At 72.5% G+C, this 23939-nt stretch carries 22 protein-coding genes; 10 read left to right on the top strand and 12 right to left on the bottom strand.

Annotation, left to right across the window (positions count from 1 at the left end; translation table 11 throughout):
* Positions 1–40: 40 nt before the first annotated feature.
* From ftsH to dacB, 5 genes are all read right to left on the bottom strand, one after another.
* Positions 41–2077 (bottom strand): ATP-dependent zinc metalloprotease FtsH, encoded by a 2037-nt coding sequence (ftsH, locus tag BV907_RS03490; protein WP_077488272.1) that lies wholly within the window; start codon positions 2075–2077, stop codon positions 41–43.
* A 146-nt stretch (positions 2078–2223) separates the two neighbouring features.
* On the bottom strand, positions 2224–2775 hold the full coding sequence (gene hpt, locus BV907_RS03485; RefSeq protein ID WP_077488270.1) for a hypoxanthine phosphoribosyltransferase: 552 nt from the start codon (positions 2773–2775) through the stop codon (positions 2224–2226).
* Between the two features lie 47 nt (positions 2776–2822).
* Positions 2823–3962 carry a tRNA lysidine(34) synthetase TilS gene (gene tilS / locus BV907_RS03480; RefSeq protein WP_077488410.1) on the bottom strand — a complete coding sequence of 380 codons (1140 nt, stop codon included), beginning with the start codon at positions 3960–3962 and terminating at the stop codon, positions 2823–2825.
* 50 nt (positions 3963–4012) lie between these two features.
* The gene (locus tag BV907_RS03475) at positions 4013–5119 is read right to left on the bottom strand and encodes a zinc-dependent metalloprotease (protein WP_139346582.1); all 1107 of its coding nucleotides are present in this window, start codon (positions 5117–5119) and stop codon (positions 4013–4015) included.
* A gap of 39 nt (positions 5120–5158) precedes the next feature.
* Positions 5159–6769: a D-alanyl-D-alanine carboxypeptidase/D-alanyl-D-alanine endopeptidase gene (dacB, locus tag BV907_RS03470; RefSeq protein ID WP_077488268.1), complete on the bottom strand. Its 1611-nt coding sequence runs from the start codon at positions 6767–6769 to the stop codon at positions 5159–5161.
* A gap of 137 nt (positions 6770–6906) precedes the next feature.
* Between dacB and BV907_RS03465 the strand changes: the two genes are divergently transcribed.
* Both BV907_RS03465 and BV907_RS03460 read left to right on the top strand, forming a co-directional pair.
* Complete coding sequence (locus BV907_RS03465; RefSeq protein WP_077488267.1) at positions 6907–7395, top strand: inorganic diphosphatase; 489 nt, start codon at positions 6907–6909, stop codon at positions 7393–7395.
* Positions 7396–7545: 150 nt separating this feature from the next.
* A complete protein-coding gene (locus BV907_RS03460; protein WP_077488265.1) occupies positions 7546–8160 on the top strand; it encodes a hypothetical protein in 615 nt (204 codons plus the stop codon).
* Between the two features lie 57 nt (positions 8161–8217).
* Here BV907_RS03460 and BV907_RS03455 read toward each other — a convergent pair whose 3' ends face one another.
* The 3 genes from BV907_RS03455 to serS all read right to left on the bottom strand — a co-directional run bounded on the left by BV907_RS03455 (position 8218) and on the right by serS (position 11788).
* On the bottom strand, positions 8218–9054 hold the full coding sequence (locus tag BV907_RS03455; protein WP_077488263.1) for an HAD family hydrolase: 837 nt from the start codon (positions 9052–9054) through the stop codon (positions 8218–8220).
* A 221-nt stretch (positions 9055–9275) separates the two neighbouring features.
* Entirely contained in the window at positions 9276–10313 is a 1038-nt protein-coding gene (locus tag BV907_RS03450; RefSeq protein WP_077488262.1) for a hypothetical protein, read from the bottom strand.
* 188 nt (positions 10314–10501) lie between these two features.
* Complete coding sequence (serS, locus tag BV907_RS03445) at positions 10502–11788, bottom strand: serine--tRNA ligase (RefSeq protein ID WP_077488260.1); 1287 nt, start codon at positions 11786–11788, stop codon at positions 10502–10504.
* Positions 11789–11834: 46 nt separating this feature from the next.
* Between serS and BV907_RS03440 the strand changes: the two genes are divergently transcribed.
* A complete protein-coding gene (locus tag BV907_RS03440) occupies positions 11835–12884 on the top strand; it encodes a diacylglycerol kinase family protein (RefSeq protein ID WP_077488259.1) in 1050 nt (349 codons plus the stop codon).
* Between the two features lie 15 nt (positions 12885–12899).
* Here BV907_RS03440 and pheA read toward each other — a convergent pair whose 3' ends face one another.
* Positions 12900–13853 carry a prephenate dehydratase gene (pheA, locus tag BV907_RS03435; RefSeq protein ID WP_077488258.1) on the bottom strand — a complete coding sequence of 318 codons (954 nt, stop codon included), beginning with the start codon at positions 13851–13853 and terminating at the stop codon, positions 12900–12902.
* A gap of 1 nt (position 13854) precedes the next feature.
* Entirely contained in the window at positions 13855–14181 is a 327-nt protein-coding gene (locus tag BV907_RS03430; protein ID WP_077488256.1) for a rhodanese-like domain-containing protein, read from the bottom strand.
* Positions 14182–14225: 44 nt separating this feature from the next.
* Between BV907_RS03430 and BV907_RS03425 the strand changes: the two genes are divergently transcribed.
* Positions 14226–15764 (top strand): amidase, encoded by a 1539-nt coding sequence (locus BV907_RS03425; RefSeq protein ID WP_077488254.1) that lies wholly within the window; start codon positions 14226–14228, stop codon positions 15762–15764.
* Here BV907_RS03425 and BV907_RS03420 read toward each other — a convergent pair.
* A complete protein-coding gene (locus tag BV907_RS03420) occupies positions 15745–16737 on the bottom strand; it encodes a DUF4190 domain-containing protein (protein WP_245827768.1) in 993 nt (330 codons plus the stop codon). The genes BV907_RS03425 and BV907_RS03420 overlap by 20 nt on opposite strands.
* A gap of 232 nt (positions 16738–16969) precedes the next feature.
* Between BV907_RS03420 and BV907_RS03415 the strand changes: the two genes are divergently transcribed.
* The 6 genes from BV907_RS03415 (at position 16970) to BV907_RS03390 (ending at position 23186) form a co-directional block, all read left to right on the top strand.
* The gene (locus BV907_RS03415; RefSeq protein ID WP_077488253.1) at positions 16970–17875 is read left to right on the top strand and encodes a DNA/RNA non-specific endonuclease; all 906 of its coding nucleotides are present in this window, start codon (positions 16970–16972) and stop codon (positions 17873–17875) included.
* Entirely contained in the window at positions 17862–19121 is a 1260-nt protein-coding gene (locus tag BV907_RS03410) for a M4 family metallopeptidase (protein ID WP_245827767.1), read from the top strand. The genes BV907_RS03415 and BV907_RS03410 overlap by 14 nt, the downstream gene beginning before the upstream one ends.
* Before the next feature lie 14 nt (positions 19122–19135).
* Positions 19136–19453 (top strand): protealysin inhibitor emfourin, encoded by a 318-nt coding sequence (locus BV907_RS03405; protein WP_077488252.1) that lies wholly within the window; start codon positions 19136–19138, stop codon positions 19451–19453.
* Positions 19454–19535: 82 nt separating this feature from the next.
* On the top strand, positions 19536–21191 hold the full coding sequence (gene pgm, locus BV907_RS03400; RefSeq protein WP_077488250.1) for a phosphoglucomutase (alpha-D-glucose-1,6-bisphosphate-dependent): 1656 nt from the start codon (positions 19536–19538) through the stop codon (positions 21189–21191).
* 169 nt (positions 21192–21360) lie between these two features.
* Positions 21361–21816 carry a MarR family winged helix-turn-helix transcriptional regulator gene (locus BV907_RS03395; RefSeq protein ID WP_077488248.1) on the top strand — a complete coding sequence of 152 codons (456 nt, stop codon included), beginning with the start codon at positions 21361–21363 and terminating at the stop codon, positions 21814–21816.
* Positions 21813–23186: an MFS transporter gene (locus BV907_RS03390; RefSeq protein WP_077488246.1), complete on the top strand. Its 1374-nt coding sequence runs from the start codon at positions 21813–21815 to the stop codon at positions 23184–23186. The genes BV907_RS03395 and BV907_RS03390 overlap by 4 nt, the downstream gene beginning before the upstream one ends.
* Here the strand turns inward: BV907_RS03390 and BV907_RS03385 are convergent.
* Positions 23159–23764, bottom strand: a complete 606-nt coding sequence (locus BV907_RS03385) for a malonic semialdehyde reductase (protein WP_077488245.1) — start codon at positions 23762–23764, stop codon at positions 23159–23161. The two genes, BV907_RS03390 and BV907_RS03385, sit on opposite strands and share 28 nt — an antisense overlap.
* Between the last annotated feature and the right edge of the window lie 175 nt (positions 23765–23939).

The following is a 23939-nucleotide window of genomic DNA, read 5'->3' as shown; positions in this document are numbered from 1 at the left end:
CGATCCTAGCTGGGGGATGGGACAGGGCTCGTTGCCCGCGTCACACGTCCCCCGGCTCTTGGACGTACTCCTGCTCCCCGTGCGGGTGGTGTGCCTGGCCGACGTCGAGCGGCTCCTCGCGGCGGGCGTTCGCCGCCTCCTCCTGGGTCTCACGCGCCTTGCGCTCGGCCTCGGTCTCCACCGGGGGGAGGTCCTGGACCGGGCGGGACTCCTTGGAGAGCCACACCTCGCGGAAGTCGCGCCGGCGGATGTCGGCGAAGATCTCCGCGATCTCCCTCTGGTTCAGGGTCTCCTGATCGAGCAGGGCGAGGGCCAGCCGGTCGAGGACGTCCCGGTTCTCCGTGAGGATCGCGTACGCCTCGTCGTGGGCCTGGTCCATGAGGCGGCGCACCTCTTCGTCGACGACGTAGGCCACCTGGTCCGAGTAGTTCCGCTCGTGCGCGGCGTCGCGGCCGAGGAACGGCTCCCCGCCGCCCTGGCCGAGCTTCACGGCGCCCACGCGCTCGCTCATGCCGTACTGCGTGACCATCTTCCGCGCCGTCGAGGTGGCCTTCTCGATGTCGTTCGAGGCGCCCGTGGACGGGTCGTGGAAGACGATCTCCTCCGCGACGCGCCCGCCCATCGCGTAGGCGAGCTGGTCGAGGAGCTCGTTGCGGGTCACTGAGTACTTGTCCTCCTCCGGCACCACCATCGTGTAGCCGAGGGCGCGGCCGCGCGGGAGGATCGTGATCTTCGTGACCGGGGCGGAGTTGCGCAGGGCCGCGGCGACGAGCGCGTGCCCGCCCTCGTGATAGGCGGTGATCTTGCGCTCGAGGTCCTTCATGACGCGGCTGCGCTTCTGCGGGCCGGCCATGACGCGGTCGATCGCCTCGTCGAGGGCGCGGTCGTCGATGAGCTGCGCGTTCGAGCGGGCCGTGAGGAGGGCGGCCTCGTTGAGGACGTTCGCGAGGTCGGCGCCCGTGTAGCCGGGGGTCTTCTTCGCCACGGCCTTGAGGTCCACGTTCCCTGCCATGGGCTTGCCCTGGGCATGGACGGACAGGATCTGCTCGCGGCCCACGAGGTCCGGGGCCTCGACGGGGATCTGGCGGTCGAAGCGGCCGGGGCGCAGGAGGGCCGGGTCGAGGACGTCCGGCCGGTTAGTGGCCGCGATGAGAATGACGTTCGTCTTCGGGTCGAAACCGTCCATCTCGACGAGGAGCTGGTTGAGGGTCTGCTCGCGCTCGTCGTTGCCGCCGCCGATGCCGGCGCCGCGGTGGCGCCCGACGGCGTCGATCTCGTCGACGAAGACGATCGCCGGGGCGTTGGACTTGGCCTGCTCGAAGAGGTCGCGCACGCGGGACGCGCCGACACCGACGAACATCTCGACGAAGTCCGAGCCGGAGATCGAGAAGAATGGCACCCCGGCCTCGCCCGCGACGGCGCGCGCGAGCAGCGTCTTGCCGGTGCCGGGGGGGCCGTAGAGCAGGACGCCTTTGGGGATCTTCGCCCCCACCGCCTGGAACTTGCCCGGCTCCTGGAGGAACTCCTTGATCTCCTGCAGTTCCTCGACGGCCTCCTCGGCGCCCGCGACGTCGACGAAGGTCACCTGCGGCATGTCCTTCGTGATCATCTTGGCCCGGGACTTGCCGAACTTCATGACCTGGCTGCCGCCGCCCTGCATGCGCGAGAGGAGGAACCAGAACACGGCGCCCAGGAGCAGGACGGGGACGAGGAGCGAGAGGATCGAGCCGAACCAGTTGCTCTCGACGGGCTGGTCCGTGTAGCCCTTCGGGAGGTTCGCGTCGTTCACCGCGCTGATGACGTCGTCACCCCGCTGGGTGATGAAGTAGAACTGGACGTTCTTGCCCTTGCTCTGCCCGTCTTGGACGTAGTCCTCCTTGAGGACGAGGTCCACGCGCTCCTCACCGTTGAAGATCTTGGCCTGGTCGACCTTGTCGTCCTTGAGGAGCTGCATGCCCACCGAGGTGTCCACGCGCGCGCTTCCGCCCGGCGCCAGCGTCCCGAAGGCGAGCAGCAGCAGGACGATCACGACGACGATCCAGATCCCCGGACCCTTGACGAAGCTCTTGACTTTCATGAATTCGGGGCCGAACCCCGTCCCTTCTCTCCAGCGCCGGTTCACGCACGCACTGGGCGTGTGCCTTCACAGCATGCCACCGTTCGGAGCGTTCACGCACAGATGGACAGAAAAGTTCCCGAGGATCGAGTGCGGGCCCGCTCGGCCTACTCGTAGACGTGCGGCGCGAGGGTGCCCACGAAGTCGAGGTTGCGGTACTTCTCGGCGTAGTCGAGGCCATAGCCCACGACGAACTCGTTGGGGATGTCGAAGCCCACGTACTTGACATCGATCTGCACCTTGGCGGCCTCCGGCTTGCGGAAGGCCGTGCAGATCTCGACCGACGCCGTGCCACGGGACTCGAGGTTGGTCTTGAGCCACGAGAGGGTCAGGCCCGAATCGATGATGTCCTCGACGATGAGGACGTGCTTGCCCATGAGGTCGGAGTCGAGGTCCTTGAGGATCCGCACGACGCCCGAGGACTGGGTGCCCGAGCCGTACGAGGACACGGCCATCCAGTCCATCGTCACGTGGCTGTGCAGGGCGCGGGCCAAGTCCGCCATGACCATGACGGCGCCCTTGAGCACGCCGACGATCAGGAGGTCGCGGCCCGCGTAGTCCCGGTCGATCTCCGCCGCCAGCTCGGCGATGCGGTTCTGGATCTGGTCCCTCGTGTAGAGGACGTGCTTGAGGTCAGCCTGGACATCGGTCGATTCCACCTGCGGCTCCTGTGTTTCGTCGAGCGGGTGAGGACTGGGGTGCTGGATCAGCGGTGCGTCTCCAAGACTAGCGCCCCATAGGGGGTCCCCGGCGGGGCTCCCTTGCGGCGAGGCTGCCGCCATGCGCGCACGTGCCCGGGCAGCTCGACCGGGCCCGCCGAGCCGCGGCGGTCCAGGAGCCCCTCGAGCGCCGCGAGCCGCTCGAAGGTGGGCGTTCCGCCGAGCTCCGTGAGGGCCAGCGCGAGGACCCTCCCGCGGAGGGCCGGCGGGAGCTCCCGCAGGGCGGGGCCGGGGAGAACGATGGTGCGCACCCCCTCCCGCTCCGGGGTCACCTCCCCAGGATGCGGGGTCACCTCCCCGAGATGCGGGGTCACCTCCCTGCGATGCGGGGTCACCTCCCTGCGATGCGGGGTCACCTCGGCGCCGCCGGACCCGACCTCGGCGAGGGCGGCGTAGGCCTCCTGCGCCTGGGCGTCGAGGCAGTCGGCGTCGGCGGCCAGGAGCGTCGCGGTGCGGGCGAGCCCCTCGGCGACGCCGGGGCCGAGCTCGGCCTCGAGGAACGGCATGACGCCGACCCGCACGCGCGAGCGCATGAAAGCCGGGTCCTCGTTCGTCGGGTCGAACCAGGGGTCGAGCCCCTCGGCCGCGCAAACGTCGAGGGTGTCCTCGCGCCGGAGGCCCAGGAACGGCCGCACCAGGAGCCCCCGAACGCGCCGCATGCCCGCAAGGGACCGCGGGCCGGAGCCCCGTGCCAAGCCGAGGAGCACCTGCTCGGCCTGGTCGTCGAGCGTGTGGCCGAGCAGGACCGCGCCGGCCCCCCACGCCGCGGCCTCGGCCTCGAGGGCGGCGTGCCGCGCGGCGCGGGCGGCCGCCTCGGGCCCCTCCCCGGTGCGCTGGACCTCGACGGCGACCACGCGCACCGGTGCGAGACCCAGCTCGGCGAGCACGCCCGCCGTCGTGCTCGCGACCTCGCCGGAGCCGCGCTGGAGGCCGTGGTCGACGACGACGGCGCCCGCCTCGAGCGGGTGTCCGCCGGCGGCGCCGCGCCGGGCGAAGTGCGCGACGGCGGCGGCGAGGGCGAGCGAGTCGGGCCCGCCCGAGCAGGCGACGAGGACGCGCGGCGGCCAGCCGGCCTCCGCGAGCGCCGCGGTGACGGCCTTGCGGGCCCGGCCGACGGCGGGGTGCAGCCGCCGCCGCGCGGGCGACGCCTTGTCGCGGGGGTTGCCGGCCGGCCCGGTCACAGCCCCATCCGCGCGGTCCACTGCTCGGGGGCGTGGATCTCCTCTTCGGTGGGCAGGTTCTCGGCCCGCTCCCACACGCGGTTGAAGCCGGCCATCCCGGCCCTCTCGACGACGGCCGTGACGAACTTGGCCCCGTCGGTGTACTGCCGCATCTTGGCCTCGAGCCCGAGGACTCGGCGGAGGAACGTCTCGACCGGCCCGCGGTTCTGCGTCCGGGCCGTGTAGCGCTGGCGGATGGTCTTGACGGTCGGGACCACCGAGGCGTCCACGGCGTCCATGACGACGGACGCGTGCCCCTCGAGGAGGCTCATGACCGCGGTGATGTGCGAGATCGCGGCCTTCTCGACCGGGTCCTGGAGGAGGTCGATGATCGCGCCCCGGCTCGGGACCTGCACGGCCCCGCCCGAACGGTCCCGCAGCGACTTGGCCACGGCCGTGGCCCGCTCCATGAGGGAATCCATGTTGGCCACGAGGCTCTCGGACAGCAGCGCGATCTGCTCGAGGAGGTGGTCGCGCAGCCACGGCGCGGCGGCGAACTGGACGCGGTGCGTCTGCTCGTGCAGGCAGACCCACATCCGGAAGTCCTCGGGGTCGACCACGAGCTCGCGCTCGATCTGGACGATGTTCGGGGCGACGAGCAGGAGCCGCCCCGCGGGCGGGATGCCGGAGCCCGGGGCCAGCGCGGCGTACGGCTCGTACTGGCCGAGTACTTTGTTGGACAGGAACGCGAGGATCGCCCCGAGCTGGGCGCCCGTGATCGCCCCGCCCACGCGGGCCGCGGCGGGCGTGAGTTCGCTCGCGCGCTTCGCGACAAGCTGGGTCAGGATCGGATCCATCATGACGGCGAAGCCGCGCGTGTTGGCCCGCGCCCATGAGGCACGGTCGACGACGAGGACCTCGGAGTCGCGCAGATCCTCGGCGACCGCGAGCTCGGTGATGCGGTGGACGTGGGGCACCGACGCATCTGCGAGGCGGCGCAGGCTCGCGACGGCCTCCTCCGCCTCGGCGAAGGAGAGCGCCGGCCCGGGCGGGGAGAGACGGGCCGCCGTGGCCGCAGCAAGGTCCCAGTTGATCAGTTGGCTGGCCATCTGCGAGGCATCCATGCCTCCATCAGACCACATGCCGCCGACACGCATGCAGGCTCAGCGGCAGCCGCACCCCGCGAGGCGCGCCGCGGCGCCGTCGATCGCCGCGAGCGCCGCCTCGCGCGTGTCAGCGGTGAGACCGTTCGCAACGAACGAGAACACGAGGAGCCGCCCGTCGGCGTCGACCGTGTACCCCGTGAGGCCCGCGACGGCGAGGAGCGTCCCGGTCTTGGCGCGCACGACGCCGGCGCCCGCCGCCGTCGTTCCCGGCCCGAACCGCCCGCCGAGGGTCCCGGTGAGGCCAGCGATGGGCAGCCCGTCGAGGGCTGGCCGCAGCCTCGCGTCCCGTCCCACGGCCATCTCGCGCACGATGCCCGCGAGCGTCTCGGGTGCCACGCGGTTCCCCGCGGCCAGGCCCGAGGCGTCCTCGAGCACGAGCCCCTCGGCCGAGCCGAGCACGCGCTCCGCCGCGTCCCGCAGCGCCCTGACCGCGCCCGCGGTGCTCGTGGGGCCGCCGGAGGCCGCGGAGGCGAGGCGCGCGAGGGCCTCGGCCGTGTAGTTGTCCGACTCGAGGAGCATGTAGCCGACCTGGTCCGCGACGGGCGCGCTCTCGACGGCGGCGAGCGCCGTTCCGGGCCGGGACGGGGTCGGCGCATGGGCCCGCTCGACGCCCGCCGCGACGCGGATCCCGTACGGCGCGAGGGCCTTCTCGAGCGCGGCCCGGAACGCTGCGGCGGCGTCGAGTCCGGCGTCGGCGGGGCGGGGCGCCGGGGCGTTGGGGGCGGTGCGGCCAGCGTTGAGCGCGAGCGCGTGCAGCGGAGCCATCTCCCCGGCCTCGATGTCCTCGTGGGCCCATGCGGGGTTCAGGGCCGGGCCGGTGAAGAGGGAGTCGTCGAGCCGGACGGTGACCGTCGCCCCCGCGGGAAGGGCAGCGGCGGGCTCATCGGCCGACGGCGCGCTCCCGCCGTCGTCCGGGCCGTCGGGGCCGTCCGGGGCGTCGGGGCCGTCCGCACCCGCCGTGCTTCCGGTGAGTGCCCGGGCGGTCGCGGCGGCGAGCGTCGCGAGGCCGGCCCGGCCGAGGACCTCGCCCGGCTGCGACTCCCCCGCGCCGAGGAGCACGTCCCCGCCTGCCACGAGGATGACCGTGCCCGGCTCCTCGCCGCGCACGGCGCGAGTGCGCAGGACGGCGTCGGGGCCGAGCGTCGTGAGCACGGCGGCGGCGGTGAGCAGCTTGAGGTTCGAGGCCGGGACGCGGGGGACGGACCCCTCCCGGCCATGGAGGGTCCCGCCGGTCGCCCCGTCGAGCACGACCGCGCCGAGGGACCCACCGCCCGGGGCACGGAATGGAGCGAGGATGGGCGCGAGCTGCGCCGCGAGCACGGCGGGGTCCGGCGCGGGCGCTGAGGCGGCGAGGGGCGCGGCCCCGGCGAGCGTGGGGGCGGAGGACGGCGGCGCGAGCCACGCCGGCGTCGTCCCGGTGGGCATCGGGGCCGGCTGGAGGACGGCGCGGGCCCCGGCCGCGAGGCCCGTCGCGGTCAGGGCGGCGGCGACGCCGAGGGCGAGGACGAGGGAGACGGCGACGACGAGGAGTCCATGCATCGACAGGAACCGGCCGCCGGCACTGGCGCGCGGGGCATCCGCGCCGGGGCGGCCGTCATCGATCGTCATGTCATCCTCGGGGGTCGGGGAGGCCCCGACAGGGGCCAGATGCCCCGGGGCAGATATCCTTCATGGTAGTCGCCGCAGCCGTCTGCCCTCGCGGGCCCGGATGCGGCCTGCCATCACGCTGCCAGTCAAGGAGCACCATGAAGCACGATGTCACCATCGAGATCCCCAAGGGCTCGCGGGTCAAGTACGAGGTCGACCACGAGACCGGCCGCGTCCGCCTGGACCGCGTGCTCTTCACCGCGATGCAGTACCCGACGCACTACGGGTACTTCGAGAACACCCTCGGCGAGGACGGCGACCCGCTCGACGCACTGGTCCTCCTGCAGGACTTCGACCTCCACCCGGGCGTCATCGTCGAGGCCCGCCCGATCGGCGTCTTCAACATGACCGACGACGGCGGCGGGGACGCCAAGGTCCTCTGCGTCCCGGCGGACCCGCGCTTCGACCACATCCAGGAGGTCTCGGACGTGAACGAGTTCCTCATCAAGGAGATCGAGCACTTCTTCACCCGCTACAAGGACCTCGAGCCGGGCAAGTGGGTCAAGGCCGAGGGCTGGGCCGACCGCGCCGCGGCCGAGGCCGAGCTCGAGGCGTCCATCAAGCGCTTCGAGGCCCAGGGGCACTAGGGGCCACTCAACTGCCGAGAGGTGGCCACTCAACCCATCATGGTGAGTGGCCACCTCTCGCGCGTTGAGTGGCCACCTCTCGCGCGTTCAGTGGCCACCTCTCGCGCGTTGAGCGGCCGATCGGCGCGCCCGCGCCGCTAGGCTCTGCCCATGTACACGGTCACGATCAACCAGCGCGACCGCGGCGGCGGGGACCGGGTGGCCGAGCTGCTCAGGGGACTCGCCCGGGCAAAGCCCGAGGTGCCGTTCGCCAGGACCGTGGGCGACGAGGTCCAGGCCGTCTTCGCCGCGCCCGGGCCGGCGGTCGACGCCGCCCTGGCCGCCCTCCGCCCCGACGCGTGCGGCGGGGTGCGCTGGAACGTCGGCATCGGCGTCGGGCCGCTCGACACTCCGCTGCCAGAGGCCATCGATGCCGTCCGCGGGCAGGGGCTCGTGTACGCCCGCCGCGCCGTCGAGCGCGCCCAGGCCTCCCACGAGGAGGCGGCGATCGCCGTCGACGGCCCGGACGCCGCCCTCGCCTCAGAGGCCGAGGGGGTGCTTCGGCTGCTCGGGCTCGAGGTCGCACGGCGCACGACGGCGGAGTGGCGGGTCCTCGAACTGCTCACCCCGGGCGTGCGCGGCCAGCAGAAGGCCGTCGCCGAGGCACTCGGGATCACGGCGCAGGCCGTGTCGAAGGCTATCTCGCGGGCGCACTGGCACGAGGAGCTCGCGGCCCGGCCCGCCGCCGCCCGGCTTCTGGGGATGCTTGAGGCCGCCGGGGCGTGACCGGCCCAAGCGGACACGCGCCGTCGTGCGCGGGGGCCTGACCCGCCCGCCGGCGGGCTAGAGGAGCGAGCGGAGGATCGCGGCGGCGCCATCCTCCTCGACGGTGGTGGTGATCTCGTCGGCGGCGGCCTTGACCTCGTCGGGGGCCTGGCCCATCGCGACGCCGCGGCCGGCCCACTGGAGCATCTCGATGTCGTTGCGGCCGTCGCCGATCGTGAGGGTGTCCTCGATCGCGACGCCGAGCTGGGCGCGCAGCACCTCGAGCCCGCTCGCCTTCGTGACGCCCTGGGCGGCGATGTCGAGCCACGCCGTCCAGCCGACGGAGTAAGTGACACCATGCAGGCCGATTGACTCTACGGCGTCGCCGAACTCCTCGGCCGTGGAGTCGGTGGAGAAGACGACGAGACGGACGGCGGTCGCGTCGAGGAGCTCCTCGAAGGTCACGCCCGTGGCCTCGACGCCGAAGCTCGCATCCTGGAAGCGCTCGGTCGAGAGGAAGTTCCCGCCGATGTCCTCGAGCGCGTACTTCGCGTTGGGCAGGCGGTGGCGGAGGGCCTTGAGGGCAGGCGCGGGGTTGAAGGAGCGGCGGTCGATGACCTCGTAGCCGCCGTTGGAGCCCGCGTTGATGCGCACGGTGACGCCGCCGTTGCTGCAGACGGCGTACCCTCGCTCGATCCCGAGCAGCTCCACGATGGGCAGGGTCGCGCCCAACGAGCGACCCGTGGCCACGACCACCTCGTGGCCAGCGGCGACGACGGCGTTGCCGACCTCGCGGATGGCGGGCGACATGTGGCCGTAGTGGTCGACGAGGGTGCCGTCCACGTCGAGGCCGATGAGCTTGCGGTTTGTCATCTTGAGCTGGTCTTCGATGCCAGCATTCAGCGTTGTAGTCATAGGCAATAGTAGAACACCGGTTACCGGAGGTCCTGAAGGACCCCAGCCACACGGCCCGTGAACACGGAGTGAATACTCACAGCCCTGCCCACAGTGTGGGTATTCACTCGGGGCGAGATCCGCATGAAGATGCCCCGAGTTTCGGAGAATGCCCCGTCCCCCAGCGGAGGGCATTTTCCGAAACACGGGGCAGAAGCGGTGGTCGCTCGTCACTGCACGCGTCACTGCCGATGAGGCACTCCCGCCCGATGAAGGATCGCGGCGAACCGCTCCGGCTCGAGGAGGTCGGCCCACACCCAACGGACCATGCCGTATCCGCACGCACGCACCTCGTCCTCACGCCGCTTCTCCTCGACGACGACCTCGGCCGCTGCCTTCCCGCTCAGCTCCTGGGACCTCAGGTACTTCACGAGGCCGTCGAACTCGCCGGTGAGCCGGATCCTGGGCCACACGTAGTCCACCCGGGCGATGCGCCGGCCATCGCGGGTCACCCAGAACTGGAGCTCGGGCATCTCGAATCCCAGCTTCCACATGAGGGCCCGGCTGAAGGACTCTCCGACGGATTCAGAGGCGCCGTCCGCGAAACTGAGAACGAAGGCCGTACGGGCGCGGGCGCTAGCGTTGGTCATCGCATCGCAAAGGGACTGGAGCTGCTCGCGTGTCCGACGCACTTTCGGCCCGGCCCTGCCGGCCACGAGCGCGTCCGCGATGACGACTGCCTCCGTGAAAGGGAGCCGGTGGAGCGTGTCCGCGAAGACAGCATCGAAGGGCTCGAGGGGGAGGGTGAGGCCGAGATGCGGCAGCAGCAGTTCCGTGGAGGACCCCGGCTCCCAATGGTGCTTCGCGTCGGGGAAGCCCGTCGGGAGTGCCCCGGACGCCTTCCGGGGTGACTTGAGCCAGGTCTCACGGGCCGCCGCCTCGTTGCCATAGATCCTTCGCGGCGGAATGGCTCCGACCTCGGGGCGCCTGGCGGTGCGGTAGCGGACGTGCGTCGGGATCCGTGCGAGCTCGATGCCCCACGCCATGAGTGCCGTCTCCCGGCAGAGAACGGGCGCCTTCCCGCTCACGGCCAGCGACGCCGTCGTGATCGCATACCGGTCCGCGCCGGTGCCGGAGAGCCACTCCTCAGCCTCCAGGTAGACCCCGCGCCTCAGGCGGACCAGCCGTCCGGCAGCGTAGTCCTGGCTGAGCTGGCGCGGCGTTCTGGCCGTGCGGTACTCCGCCGCGGAGCTGAGGAACGTCACCCGGGGGAACTTCATGAGTGCAAGCCAAGCGCGTGGCCACTCGGCCTGCTACTGCGATCCGCTCATCTGTGCATAACTCTCGCAAGGGGGACGATGGTGCCCCGTGTTTCGGAAGATGCCCCGTCCCGAAGCGGGGGGAATTGTCCGAAACACGGGGCATTTTCGACAGCCCGGTGAACGAGCGGGCGACGGCGCCGGGAGCGCTAGAGGACCGGGAGGACCTCCTGGCCGCCGAGGTACGGGCGCAGGGCTGCGGGGACGGTCACGGAGCCGTCGGCGTTCTGGTGGTGCTCGAGGATCGCCACGATCCAGCGCGTCGTCGCGAGGGTCCCGTTGAGGGTCGCGACGGTGCGGGTCCCCTTCGGCGACCCCTCGGCGTCGAACACGCGCTCGCGCACGTTGAGCCGGCGGGCCTGGAAGCCCGTGCAGTTCGAGGTCGAGGTCAGCTCGCGGTACCGGCCCTGGGTCGGGACCCACGCCTCGCAGTCGAACTTCCGGGCCGCGCTCATGCCGAGGTCGCCGGCGGCCGTGTCGATCACGCGGTACGGCAGCTCGACCTTCGCGAGCATCTCCTCCTCCCACGCGAGCAGCCGGGCGTGCTCGGCCTCGGCCTCCTCCATGGGCACGTAGGAGAACATCTCGACCTTGTTGAACTGGTGCACGCGGATGATCCCGCGCGTGTCCTTGCCGTGCGAGCCGGCCTCGCGTCGATAGCACGAGGACCAGCCGGCGTAGCGCACCGGCCCGTCGGCGAGGTCCATGATCTCGTCGGCGTGGTATCCGGCGAGGGCCACTTCGGAGGTCCCCACGAGGTAGAGGTCGTCCTCGGCGAGGCGGTAGATCTCGGCGTCGTGCGAGACGTCGAAGCCGGTCCCCTGCATCGTCTCGGGCCGCACGAGCGTCGGCGTGATCATCGGGATGAAGCCGGCCCGGACGGCCTGGTCCATGGCCATCTGCAGGAGGGCGATCTCGAGCCGGGCGCCCGCGCCCTTGAGGAAGTAGAACCGCGAGCCGGAGACCTTGGCGCCCCGCTCCATGTCGATCGCGCCGATGAGCTCGCCGATCTCAAGGTGGTCGCGCGGCTCGAAGCCCTCCACGGAGAAGTCCCGCGGGACCCCGACAGTCTTGACGACGACGTAGTCGTCCTCCCCGCCAGCCGGAACCCCCTCGATGATGAGGTTCGGGACGGTCCGCATGAGCTCGTCCATCTCGACCTGCGCCTCGTCGGCAGAGGCCTGGGCCTTCTTGACCCGCGCGGCGAGGTCCTTGACCTCGGCGAGCAGGGCCTGCTTCTCCTCGCCCTTCGCGGCCGCGACCTTCTTGCCGAACGCGTTCTGCTCAGCGCGCAGCGTCTCGTACTCAATCAGGGACGCACGACGGCGGGAATCGGCGGAGATGATCCGGTCCACCAGCGCTTCGTCCGCCCCGCGGGCGCGCTGGCTGGTTCGGTACTTCTCGGGGTTCTCGGTGAGGTCCTTGACGTCGATCACGAGTCCAAGACTAGCCGGAGCCGCGCGGCGCTAAAGTGAGAACACCATGCGCAACCTCATCATTGCGAGCGTCCTCCTTGTGGCCGGCGGCTTCGCCGTGGCCAGCTGGTGGGGCGTGCGCCGGCTCGCCGAGCAGCATGCACGCTCGGCGGTCGCGGAGCCGGCCACGGCGCCCGCGCCGGGGCCGCAGCAGATTGCGGTCGTCCTCAACCCCGTCAAGGACCGCGCGCAGGAGGCGCGGGTCCTCGTCGAAGCCGCGTGCCGGGGCGCGGGCTGGCCCGCTCCCCTCGTCTTCGAGACGATCGCCACGGACCCGGGGCACTCGATGGTGCGGGACGCGATCGCGGCGGGCGCCGACGTCGTCATCGCCTGCGGCGGCGACGGCACCGTGCGGGTCGTCGCCGAGGGCCTCGCGGGCACGGACGTGCCCATGGGGCTCGTCCCCCTGGGCACGGGCAACCTGCTCGCGCGCAACCTCGACCTCGACGTCACGCGGCTGGCCCACTGCGTGCACACCGCCGTGTTCGGGCGGCAGCGGCGCATCGACACGGCCTCGATGCGGCTCGCGAACTCCGAGACCGGTGAGGTGTCGACCCACACGTTCCTCGTCATCGCCGGCGTCGGGATGGACGCAGAGGTGCTCGGCGACATGAACGAGGACCTCAAGAAGGCCGTCGGCTGGATCGCGTACACCGAGGCGGGCATCCGGCACATGCCGGGCAGGGCGCGCAAGCGCGTGGAGATCGCGCTCGACGGCGCCGACTTCCAGGCGCGCCGCGTCCGCGCGGTGCTCTTCGCGAACTGCAGCAAGCTCCCAGGCGGGGTGGACTTCATCCCCGAGGCGTACATCGACGACGGCGTGCTCGACGTCGTCGTCATGAGCCCGCGCAGCCTCATCGGCTGGGTCTCGATGTACGTCAAGGTGCTCGTCCAGCACAAGCGCCAGCTCGCCGTCATGGCCTCCTACGGCGCGCGGGAGGTCACCATCCGCAGCGCCGAGCCGATCCAGACCCAGGTCGACGGCGACGTCACGGGCGCTGCGACCGAGATCCGCGTCGAGGTGCACCCGGCGAACCTCCTCGTGCGGGTCGCGTAGGGGCTTCGGCGCCCCTCATCCGCCCGGCGCAGCCCGTTCAGGCGCCAGGATCCCCTCGACCCACGAGCGGGCGGCGGCGAACGCGCCGTCGGACACGTGCGCTGCGACGTGCGGCTCGGCGCCGTCGGTGCGCGGGTACGAGCCGAGGAAGCGGGTCTCGGGGCTGATCCGGTGCAGGCCCGCGAGCGCGTCCGCCACGCGCGCGTCCTGGGCGTGGCCGTCGACGTCGATGCTGAAGAAGTAGTGCCCGAGGTACTGGCCCGTAGGCCGTGACTCGATGCGGGACAGGTTGACTCCGCGGGCGGCGAACTGCTCGAGGATCTCCATGAGCGCGCCGGGACGGTCCTCCGGCAGGGGCACGGCGACGGTCGTCTTGTCCGCTCCCGTGCGTGGCGGGAGCGGCCCCGGCCGCGAGACGAGGATGAACCGCGTGACGGCGCCGGGGTTGTCCCCGATGTCCGTCGCGAGGACCGCGAGTTCGGGGTGCTCCTCGGCGACGATGGGCGCGCAGATCGCCGCATCCCCGGGCCGGGAGGCGGGCTCGAGGAGCGCGAGGGCACCGGCCGCCGTCGAGCTCGAGGCGAGGTGCACGGCGTCGGGCGCGTTGGCCGCCGCCCAGCCGCGGCACTGTGCCCAGGCGTGCCCGTGCGTCGCGATCCGGCGCACGTCCGCTGTCCGCGTCCCGGGGCGGGCCACGAGCACGAAGGTGATCGGCACGACCTCCTCGCGCACGATCCGCAGCTCGGGGCCCGTGGAGATCGCGTCGAGGGTCGCGGTGACGCCGCCCTCGACGGAGTTCTCGATCGGCACCATGGCGGCGTCGGCCTCGCCCGAGCGGACGGCGTCGAGCGCCGCGTTGACGTTGGGGGCGGGGATGCGCCGGGCGTCGCGGGAGCCCGGGACCTTGAGCAGGGCCGCCTCGGTGAAGGTGCCCTCGGGGCCGAGGAAGGTGTAGGTCAGGTCCGCCACGTCAGATGACCGCGGGCGTCTGGCCGTTCTCGGACACGATCGGCCTCCCCGCCGTGAGCCACGCATCCATGCCGCCGGCGACATTCATGGCCGAGTAGCCGTGCGCGACGAGCCAGTGCGCGACGCGCGCGGACCGGCCGCCCGTGCGGCAGATGACGAACAGGTCCTCGTCCGGGTCGAGCTCGTCGAGCCGGGCGGGGATCTGGTCCATGGGGATGTGCACCGCGTTCTCGGCGTGGCCCGCCTCCCACTCGTAGTCCTCGCGGACGTCGAGCAGGGTCACCGTCCCCGGCAGCGCGTCGACGCTGACGGTCTCGAAATCAGCCATGGTTGCCTCCTAACACCGTGCTGACTCCAGCCTATAGTGGCCCGGTGACAGACGACGCCGGCCGCCTCCCGTGCGCGGACCCCGCCGGGGATGCGTGGCCGGGGTCCGCGCTCGCGCTGCGGGACGCGCTGCGTTCCGGGGAAGTCTCGGCGCGCGAGGCCGCAGCGCACTTCCTGGCCCGGATCGAGGACCGCAACCGACTCCTCGGCGCATTCGTCAGGGTCACGGCCGAACGCGCGCTCGACGACGCCGCGGCGGCCGACGCGCTGCACGCGCGCCTCGCGCGGGACGGCCGCCTCGACGAGCTCCCGCCCCTGCACGGGGTGCCGACGGCGCACAAGGACCTCGCCGACGTCGAGGGCGTCCCCACGACGCACGGCAGCGCGGCCATCGACGCCCGCCCCGCCCCTGCTGACTCGGCGCTCGTCGCGCTCCTCCGCGCGGCGGGGGCAGTGAGCCTGGGCAAGACGCAGGTGCCGGAGTTCGGGCTCACGGCGTACTCGGAGAACCGGATCGCACCGCCCTCGCGCAACCCGCACGGGCTCGCGCTGAGCTCCGGCGGGTCCTCGGGCGGCTCGGCAGCGGCGGTCGCCGCCGGGCTCGTGCCGTTCGCGGCGGGCAGCGACGGCGGGGGGTCGATCCGCATCCCGGCCGCGGCGTGCGGGATCGTGGGGCTCAAGCTCGGGCGCGGGCTCGTCCCGGCCGGGCAGGCCGCGGGCGAATCGGGGGCGTCCCGGTTCGTCGTGACCGGCCCGCTCGCCGCGAGCGCCGAGGACGCGGCCCTGCTGCTCGACGTGCTCACGGGCGCGGCGCCCTCGGGCGCCGTGGGCGCGGCGGCCGGGTCCGCCGGCCCGCTCGCGGCCTTGGGCGGCAACCGCGCACTCGCTGCACGCCACGCCGGGACGTACGCAGACGCCGTCGTGCGCGAGCCCCGGCGGCTGCGGATCGCCGTGAGCCTCACGAGCCCGTGGGACGGGCGGTACCCCGTCGAGCCCGACGCCGACGCGCACGAGGCGCTCCGCCGCGCCGTCGTGCGCCTCGAGGACGCCGGGCACCTCGTCGCCGAGGCGGACCTGCGGTTCGACAACCGCTACCCCGACGCGTTCACCGCGGCGTGGACGGCGGGCGTCGGGACGGCGCGCATCCCGCCGACGCGGGAGCCGCTCCTGACCCCGCTCACGCGCGCGTTCCGGCGCCGGGCCCAGCAGCGCAGCCGCGCGAAGCTCGAGGAGTCGCTCGTCTTCCTGCACGGGTTCGAGCGGGACATGGTCGCGCAGCTCTCGGGCTGGGACGCCGTCCTCTCCCCCGCGCTCGCGCAGTCGCCGCGGCCCGTGGGCTGGTTCTCCGGCGGCCCCGACTGGCGCGCGACGGCGGACGATGACTATCGCCGGCAGTGCGAGTTCGCGCCGTGGTCCTCGTGGGTCAACGTGTGCGGGCTGCCCGCAGTCGTCGCGACGACGCACTGGGACGCCGCCGGCCTGCCGGCGGGGGTGCAGCTCGTGGGGCATGGCGGCTCGGAGGCGATCCTCCTCCGGCTCGCCCGGCTGCTGCACGTGCCGAGGGTCAGTACGGGGACTGGTTGAGGCTCGAGGCGAAGACGACGAAGAAGGCCAGGAAGGCGAGGGTCAGCGCGATGCCGATGTAGCCCATGACGAGCCCGGCGATCGCGAAGCCCCGGCCGCCGGGCTCGCGCGCTAGCCCCATGTGGCCCAGGACGACCGCCGCGATCTGCGGCAGGATGAGGAACCCGAAGCCGGCGTAGACCGCGATCCCGCAGATCATCGCCGCGATGCTCAGGCCCTTGGGCTCCGCCATCGGGGCATAGTAGAGGGGCTGGCCGTAGGCCTGCGCCGGCGGGTAGCCCGGGTAGCCCTGGGCGTACGGCTGCTGCGGGTAGCCCTGCGGCAGGTAGGGCTGGCCCGAGTACGGCTGGGCGGCGCCGGGGAACTGGGCCGCACTGGGGTGCTGGCCGGGATGGCCGGGATGTTGCTGGCCGAGATAGCCGGGGTGCTGCTGGGCCGGGGGGCCCGGGTGCTGCTGGCCAGGCGGCTGGGGCTGACCCGCGTAGCCGGTGGGCCGGCCCGGCGTCGACCCGGCCGGATAGCCCGGATAGCCGTGGGGCTGGGGCGGGCCCGGTTGGGGCTGAGGGAGCTGGGGCGGACCCGGCGTCGCCGACTGCGGGCTCGAGGCGGAGGCTGCCCCACGGGCCTGCTGGGCGGACTCCTGCTGGCCCTGCCCCGCCCCCGGCCCCGCCCTCCCCGGGAGGGGTGGCGCGCCCGGCGGGAGGTCGCGCGGGATGGGCCTCGTGGGGTAGCTCGGGATCGGCTCCGTGGCGTTGGCGTCCTTGTCCGCCTCCACGGGAGGGACGTACGACGGCGGGTTGTACCTCGGCCGCTCGGGCGCGGCCGGGTGCCCTGCTGCGGACGTGTTCTCGGGCCCGGCCGTACCTCCGGACCCCGGGCCGCCGACCGGCATCTGGGACGACCCGGCGTCGTTGCCGTCCGCGTGCCCGTTACCGCGCTGCCCGGCACGGTCCTGCTCCGGCTCCTGCGACATGAACTGCCCCTCCTGCCTTCTGCGCACGCGGCGCCCGGGTGCCTAGCGTGTCTCAGCCTACTCGCTGGTTCGCCGGAGCGGATGGCAGCAGTCCACGAGCCCCGGCATCCCACGCGCCCCGTAGCCGCTTTCGACTGTCAGAGGCTGGTGCGATGCTGGTGGCACGCACCGGCCGGGGCCCCGCACAGGCCTCGGCACAGGAGGATCGCACCGAGCCGAAGCGAGGGAAGCCATGTCCCAGCCAGAGACCACCCCCACGCCGACCACGCCCGCCCAGACCCAGCCACCCGCCGTCGAACCCCAGCGTGGCAGGCCGGGCGGCGACGGCTATGACCCCGAGTTCCTCGGCACGCCCCAGGACGTTCCCATGCCCTCGGGGCCGGGCCTCCTCGAGCTGGACTACACGCACTTCACCATCCACCAAGACCCCGAACGCCGCATGCCGGCCTCGACGGCCGTGAACATCGACGGCGCGAGCCTCGTGGCGATCACGCGCGGAGGCGAGACGTGGAATCTCGACCCCCGCATCCACCCCGACCAGCAGTGGGGGAACGAGCTCTACAAGGACAACCGCTTCGACCGCGGGCACCTCGTGCGCCGCCAGGACCCCATCTGGGGCGACCGGGCCACCGCGGAGCGGGCGAATCTGGACACCTTCCACTACACCGTCTGCGCGCCGCAGGCAGACTTCTTCAACCAGGGCCGCGAGCTGTGGCTCGGTCTGGAGGACTACATCCTCGAGCACGCCGATACCCACCGGCAGCGCCTGAGCGTCTTCTCGGGCCCCGTCTTCGATGTCGGCGACCCCCAGTACCGTGGCGCCATGATTCCCCGGAAGTTCTTCAAGATCGGGGCCTGGAACTCCGGGCCCGGCGACGACGGCGGCCGGCTCGCCTGCACGGGCTACATCCTCGACCAGAGCAATGGGCTCGAGCAGGTGCTCCGGCCAGGGGTGCGCGAGGCCCCCGCCCTCGGCGCGTACCGGACCTTCCAGGTCCCGGTCGAGGACATCGGGCAGCTCACGGGCCTCGATGTCGGTCCGCTCGCCGCCGCCGACCGCTACTCCGTGCCACGAGGCGCCCGCGGCGTCGCCCAGCGCTGGCACGAGATCACGGGGTTTGCCGATGTCGCACTCTGACCAGATGCCGCGCCTCGAGCGCACACCGCGCCCCGCGCCGCCGTCGTCCGCACTGGCGTCGCGCCGCCACCACGGGGCCATCCCGCCATACCTGCTCGAGCGGCTCGCCCGGAGCGCCACGGCGCGCCCGACGGCGATCCCCGGCCCCGCGGCCGAACCCGACGAGGGAGAGTGGGGCACGGGGGCGCCGGGCCTCGACGTCGTCGCCGAGCTCGCGCGCCGCACGCTCTTGGCGGACGAGCGCATGCGCCACCGGCGCGAGGCGCCCGCCCGGCGGCACACGGGCATGCTCGCCGAGCCCGGCACGCTGCGCCGGGAGATCAGCGACGCCGAGAACACCGAGCGGCTGCCGGGGCGGCTCGTGCGGAAGGAAGGGCAGGACCCGGTCGCCGACGCCGACGTCAACCGCGCCTACGACGGGCTCGGGAGCACCTACCGCTTCCTCGAGCAGATCCTCGAGCAGTCAAGCATCGACGGCGCGGGGCTCGCCCTCGAGGGCACGGTCCACTTCGGGGTCGGGTACGACAACGCCTTCTGGGACGGCGAGCGCATGGTCTTCGGCGACGGCGACGGGAAGGTCTTCAACTCCTTCACCGTCTCGCTGAGCATCATCGCGCACGAGCTCGGCCACGGGCTCCTCCAGCACACGACCGATCTGGCGTACCGCGGGCAGTCCGGGGCGCTCAACGAGTCCTTCGCGGACGTGTTCGGGGTCCTCGTCGAGCAGTTCGAGCGCGGGCACACCGTCGAGGAGGCGAGCTGGATCGTCGGCGAGGGGATCTTCGCGCAGGGCATCCAGGGCCGGGGGGTCCGCTCCCTCGAAGCCCCCGGGACCGCCTACGACGACCCGGTTCTGGGCAAGGACCCCCAGCCGGCGCACATGGACGCGTACGTCCGCACACGCGAGGACAACGGCGGCGTCCACGTGAACTCGGGCATCCCCAACCGCGCGTTCTACCTCACGGCCGAGGCGCTCGGCGGGCACGCGTGGGAGAAGGCCGGGAAGATCTGGTTCCAGACCGTGGCGCTGCGCGAGCTTCCGGTGGACGTGGACTTCCGCGGCTTCGCGCGCGAGACTGTGCGGGTCGCCCGATCCCTGTATGGGCGCGAGTCCGCCGAGGAGCAGGCCGTGCGTGCGGCGTGGCGCGGGGTCGGGCTCACGGTGCGGCTCACTGAGTCGAACGGGAAGAACGCGAAGAACGGCAAGAACGGGAACGGAAAGGGCGGCGGTTCCGGGGGGCGCTAGGAGGCGCGCGTGCGATGAGGATCCAAGTCACCCGCTCGGGCGGCGTCGCGGGAATCTCCCGGACAGGCGCCGTGGAGTTCCGGCTGCGCTCGGACGGCCCCGATGCCGAATGGGCGGCACTCTACCGCGCCGCCCGGGATGAGGGCGAGCAGCTCTCCTCGGAGGATGGGGCGGCTCCGGCCGGCGGCCTCGGCGGCGCGCCCTCGCGCGCGCGGGACGCGTTCCAGTGGACGCTCCGCCTGGGCTCGCGGCGTCTCGAGATCCCCGACAGTTACCTGTCCGGGGCCCTACGGGAGCTTGCGGAGAAGGTCCTGGCCGAGGGGCAGGGCTGAGGGCCGCGTCTCACTGCTGCACATTCGGGGAATCTTCACCGTGCGGCCACCTGTTCGATGCCTTCTCTGCAAAGCTAGGTCCATGGCGAACCGAGCAGGCACTGTTGCCCTTCCCAGCGACCTCGTGGACATCACCGCGCTCCTCGACGCGTACTACGACGTGTCCCCGGATCTGAGCGACCCGGGCCAGCGTGTGGCGTTCGGCACCTCGGGCCACCGCGGCTCGAGCCTCAAGGCCTCGTTCAACGAGAAGCACATTGCCGCGATCACGCAGGCCATCGTCGAGTACCGCGCCGGGCAGGGCATCCGCGGCCCCCTGTTCCTTGCCAGGGACACCCACGCGCTCTCCGAGCCGGCCACGAACACAGCCCTCGAGGTCCTCGCGGCCCACGGTGTCCAGGTCCTCGTCGACGCCCGGCACGGCTATACCCCCACGCCCTCGGCGAGCCACGCGATCCTGAAGTACAACGCGGGCCGGCCCGAGGACGACCCGGCCCGCGCGGACGGTATCGTCGTCACCCCGAGCCACAATCCGCCGTCGGACGGCGGCTTCAAGTACAACCCGCCGCACGGCGGCCCGGCAGACACCGACGCGACCGGATGGATCGCGAACCGCGCCAACGAGCTCCTCGAGGCGGACCTCAGCGGGGTCAAGCGCATCCAGCTCGCCGACGCCCTCGCCGCGGACACGACGGGCCAGTACGACTACCTCTCGTCCTACGTCGACGACCTCCCCCAGGTCCTCGACATCGCCGCGATCCGGGACGCGGGCGTGCGCATCGGCGCCGACCCGATGGGCGGGGCGTCCGTGGACTACTGGGGCGAGATCGGCGAGCGCCACCACCTCAACCTGACCGTGGTCAACCCGACCGTGGATCCCCAGTGGGCATTCATGACCCTGGACTGGGACGAGAAGATCCGCATGGACTGCTCGTCGCCGTCCGCGATGGCCTCGCTCATCCAGAAGGTGGCCTCCGGGGACGCGAGCTACGACATCGCGACCGGCAACGACGCCGATGCCGACCGGCACGGCATCGTGACCCCCGACGGCGGGCTCATGAACCCCAACCACTACCTCGCGGTCGCGATCGACTACCTCTACCGCCACCGCACGGGCTGGCGTCCGGACACCGTCGTCGGCAAGACGCTCGTGAGCTCGTCGATGATCGACCGCGTCGCGGCGGGGCTGGGCAAGCCGCTCGTCGAGGTCCCGGTCGGGTTCAAGTGGTTCGTGCCCGGGCTGCTCTCCGGTCAGGGGGCCTTCGGCGGCGAGGAGAGCGCCGGGGCGAGCTTCGTCAAGCTCGACGGCGGGGTGTGGACGACCGACAAGGACGGCATCCTCCTGTGCCTGCTCGCCTCCGAGATCAAGGCCGTCACCGGGAAGTCGCCGAGCGAGCTCTACGGCGAGCTGGCCGCGCAGTACGGCTCGCCGTCGTACGCCCGCATCGACGCCGCGGCGAGCCGGGAGCAGAAGGCCAAGCTCGGCAAGCTCTCCGCCGCCGACGTCACGGCGACCGAGCTCGCGGGCGAGCCGATCACGGCCAAGCTCACCGAGGCGCCGGGCAACGGGGCCAAGATCGGCGGGCTCAAGGTCACGACCGAGAACGCGTGGTTCGCGGCCCGGCCGTCTGGGACCGAGGACGTCTACAAGATCTACGCCGAGTCGTTCAAGGGAGACGAGCACCTCGCCCAGGTCCAGGCCGAGGCGAAGGCGCTCGTCGACTCGGTCATCGCCTAGGGAACTGACCCCGCAAGCAAGGGAGCTGGCCCCGCATCCGATCCTGGATGCGGGGTCACCTCTCAGCGATGCGGGGTCAGGTCCCTGCGATGCGGGGTCACTTGTCTCTCCTTATCAGGGTGACCCGGGCCATATCCTTAGCAAAGGTAATGAGCTAGGCTAAGTATCGATGGCCTTCCCAGACGCTCCCTCGCAACCCCCCGCACCGGACACCCTCGAACTCGCCGCCGAACTCCGGGCGGCCCTCATGCGCACCTCCCGGATCCTGCGCACCGAGGCGAGCAGCGACGTCGTGAGCCCGGGCCAGAACACGGTCCTGGCGCTCCTGAACGCGCGCGGCCCGCTCACGATGCGCCAGCTCGCGGACCTCGAGCACGTCCAGGCGCCGAGCATGACCCGCACGGTGAACCACCTCTGTGAGCGCGGCCTCGCGAGGCGGGGAGAGCACCCGACGGACGGGCGGCAGGTCGTCGTGAGCGTCACGGACGAGGGGCGGCAGGTCCTCGAAGAGTCCCGCCGGCTGCGCGCCGCATGGCTCGCGGGCCGCATCGAGGGCCTGCCGCAGCGAGACCGCGCCGCCCTGCAGCGGGCTGCCGAGCTCCTGCTGGAGATGACCGCCCGATGAGCCGCATGTTCCAGGCCCTCGGCCACCCGAACTACCGCCTGTGGGCCACGGGTGCCCTCGTCTCGAACGTTGGGACCTGGATGCAGCGCGTCGCCCAGGACTGGCTGGTCCTCACGGCCCTGACCGACCACGACGGCGCCGCCGTCGGCCTCACGACCGGCCTGCAGTTCGCGCCCATCCTCGTGTTCGGGCCCTACGCCGGCGTCCTGAGCGACCGGCTCGACAAGCGCCGCATCCTCCTCGCGACCCAGTCCGCGCTCGGGCTCCTCGGCCTCGTCCAAGGCCTCCTTGTCCTCACGGGAACCGTTGAGCTGTGGCACGTCTACGCGATTGCCCTGGGCCTCGGCGTCGCGAGCGCGATCGACGCCCCGGCGCGGCAGTCATTCACGTCCGAGCTGGTCAGCTCCGCGGACCTGCCCAACGCCGTCGCGCTCAACAGCACGTCCTTCAACCTCGCGCGCCTCGCTGGCCCCGGCGCCGCTGGGCTGCTCATCGGCGCCGTCGGGACTGGCTGGGCGTTCCTGTTCAATGCCGCGAGCTTCGCCGCCGTCCTCGTCTCCCTCCTGCGGCTGCGCCCCGAGCTGCTGCACCGCTCGGCGCCTGCACCGCGCGGGCGGCACCAGGTGCGCGAGGGCATCGCCTACGTCCGGAGCAGGCCGCGCGTTCTCCTGATCCTCGTGATGGCCGGGATCGTGGGCACGTTCACGATGAACTTCCAGATCACGAACGCGATCATGGCGGCCCAGGTCTTCGCCGTCGGGCCCGACGGCTTCGGCCTGCTCGGCTCCGTCATGGCCGTCGGGACCCTCGCCGGGGCGCTCCTCGCGGCGCGGCGGCGGTCGCTCCGGATGGCCCTCGTGCTCGCGGCCGCCTTCGCGTTGGGTCTCGCCGCGATCGGCTCGGCGCTCGCGCCCGGATACGCGTGGTTCGCCGTCTCGCTGGTCCTCGTCGGGGTCACGGCGATCACGTTCCTCAACGGGTGCAATACGCTCATCCAGCTCTCGATCGACGCACAGTACCGCGGGCGCGTCATGGCGCTGTACATGGCGGTGATCCAGGGCGGGTCGTTCCTCGGCGCGCCGCTCGTGGGCTGGCTCGCGGGCGCGGCGGGGCCGCGCTGGGCCCTGCTTGCGAGCGGGACCGCAGCCCTCGTCGCGGGTGCCGTCGGCGTCGTCGTACTGGTGCGCTGGGGAGAGGGTTCGCTTCGCGAGCAGCTGCGCGCCGTCTGGGCCGCCCGGCGGCGGGCCGCCCGCGCGGGAAGTGACCCCGCAACGCTGGGAGGTGACCCCGCGTTGCTGGGACGCGGCCCCGGGACGGCGAGCCGCGACCCGGGGGGCGCCGCTCAGACGGTCTCGACGACGTCCTCGTAGTCGAGCTTGGCCTTCGCCGGGCCCCACGCGTCGTCGCCCGGCTTGCCGATGTTGACCACGAGGAAGCTCTTCCGGTCGCCGCCGGGGAAGAATTCGGCGTCGATCGCGGCGAAGTCGGCCCCGGTCATCGGGCCCGCCGCGAGGCCGAGCGAGCGCACGGCGAGGATGAAGTAGCCGGCCTGCAGGTGCGCGTTGTCCCGGCCAGTGGCGGCGCGAAGCTGCTCGTCGGCGTCGTACCGGGCCTTGCCGCGGATCGCCGCGGGCAGGAAGGTGTCCCAGCGCTCGTGCCACTCGGCGTCGACGCTCAGCAGCGCGACGAGCGGGGCGAGGCGCGTCTTCTCCTGATTTCCCCGGGACAGGTGCTGCACGAGCCGCTCGCGCGCCTCGGCGGTGCGCACGTACGTGATGCGCAGCGGCTGGGAGTTGAAGGCCGTCGGGCCGTACTTGGCGAGCTCGTAGATGGCCCGGGCCTGGGCGTCGGTCACCTCGCCGGTGAACGCATTGGCCGTGCGGGCCTGCGCGAACAGGGCGTCGACCGCCACCTCCTCGAGGACAGATTCGTCGTGCGCGATGCTCATGCTTTCTCCTCCCGGCGGCGCCCTCGGCCGCCCTCTCCATCGTGGCAACCGGCGCGCGCCCGGCGTGAATCCCGTGAGGGCCGGTGACGTTCGCCACAGCGCCGCACGACGGCGTCGTCCGCCCCCCGCGCGAGGCGCACCTGCAGCTCGGGCCGGCACCCGGACGGGACGTGAC

Source organism: Sinomonas mesophila, assembly GCF_001999765.1.
GTDB classification, from domain to species: Bacteria; Actinomycetota; Actinomycetes; order Actinomycetales; family Micrococcaceae; genus Sinomonas; species Sinomonas mesophila.
The sequence above is the reverse complement of the archived record's forward strand: the minus strand, read 5'-3'. Positions and strand labels throughout refer to the sequence as shown.

Excerpts from the sequence above, each read along its gene's own strand:
- dacB (WP_077488268.1), bottom strand. The coding sequence starts at position 6,769 with ATGACGATCGATGACGGCCGCCCCGGCGCGGATGCCCCGCGCGCCAGT.
- BV907_RS03450 (WP_077488262.1), bottom strand. The coding sequence starts at position 10,313 with ATGAAGTTCCCCCGGGTGACGTTCCTCAGCTCCGCGGCGGAGTACCGC.
- ftsH (WP_077488272.1), bottom strand. The coding sequence starts at position 2,077 with ATGAAAGTCAAGAGCTTCGTCAAGGGTCCGGGGATCTGGATCGTCGTC.
- BV907_RS03410 (WP_245827767.1), top strand. The coding sequence starts at position 17,862 with ATGTCGCACTCTGACCAGATGCCGCGCCTCGAGCGCACACCGCGCCCC.
- BV907_RS03415 (WP_077488253.1), top strand. The coding sequence starts at position 16,970 with ATGTCCCAGCCAGAGACCACCCCCACGCCGACCACGCCCGCCCAGACC.
- BV907_RS03455 (WP_077488263.1), bottom strand. The coding sequence starts at position 9,054 with ATGACTACAACGCTGAATGCTGGCATCGAAGACCAGCTCAAGATGACA.
- BV907_RS03385 (WP_077488245.1), bottom strand. The coding sequence starts at position 23,764 with ATGAGCATCGCGCACGACGAATCTGTCCTCGAGGAGGTGGCGGTCGAC.
- BV907_RS03440 (WP_077488259.1), top strand. The coding sequence starts at position 11,835 with ATGCGCAACCTCATCATTGCGAGCGTCCTCCTTGTGGCCGGCGGCTTC.
- BV907_RS03390 (WP_077488246.1), top strand. The coding sequence starts at position 21,813 with ATGAGCCGCATGTTCCAGGCCCTCGGCCACCCGAACTACCGCCTGTGG.
- pgm (WP_077488250.1), top strand. The coding sequence starts at position 19,536 with ATGGCGAACCGAGCAGGCACTGTTGCCCTTCCCAGCGACCTCGTGGAC.
- BV907_RS03465 (WP_077488267.1), top strand. The coding sequence starts at position 6,907 with ATGAAGCACGATGTCACCATCGAGATCCCCAAGGGCTCGCGGGTCAAG.
- BV907_RS03430 (WP_077488256.1), bottom strand. The coding sequence starts at position 14,181 with ATGGCTGATTTCGAGACCGTCAGCGTCGACGCGCTGCCGGGGACGGTG.
- BV907_RS03420 (WP_245827768.1), bottom strand. The coding sequence starts at position 16,737 with ATGTCGCAGGAGCCGGAGCAGGACCGTGCCGGGCAGCGCGGTAACGGG.
- BV907_RS03405 (WP_077488252.1), top strand. The coding sequence starts at position 19,136 with ATGAGGATCCAAGTCACCCGCTCGGGCGGCGTCGCGGGAATCTCCCGG.
- BV907_RS03460 (WP_077488265.1), top strand. The coding sequence starts at position 7,546 with ATGTACACGGTCACGATCAACCAGCGCGACCGCGGCGGCGGGGACCGG.
- BV907_RS03395 (WP_077488248.1), top strand. The coding sequence starts at position 21,361 with ATGGCCTTCCCAGACGCTCCCTCGCAACCCCCCGCACCGGACACCCTC.
- BV907_RS03475 (WP_139346582.1), bottom strand. The coding sequence starts at position 5,119 with ATGGATGCCTCGCAGATGGCCAGCCAACTGATCAACTGGGACCTTGCT.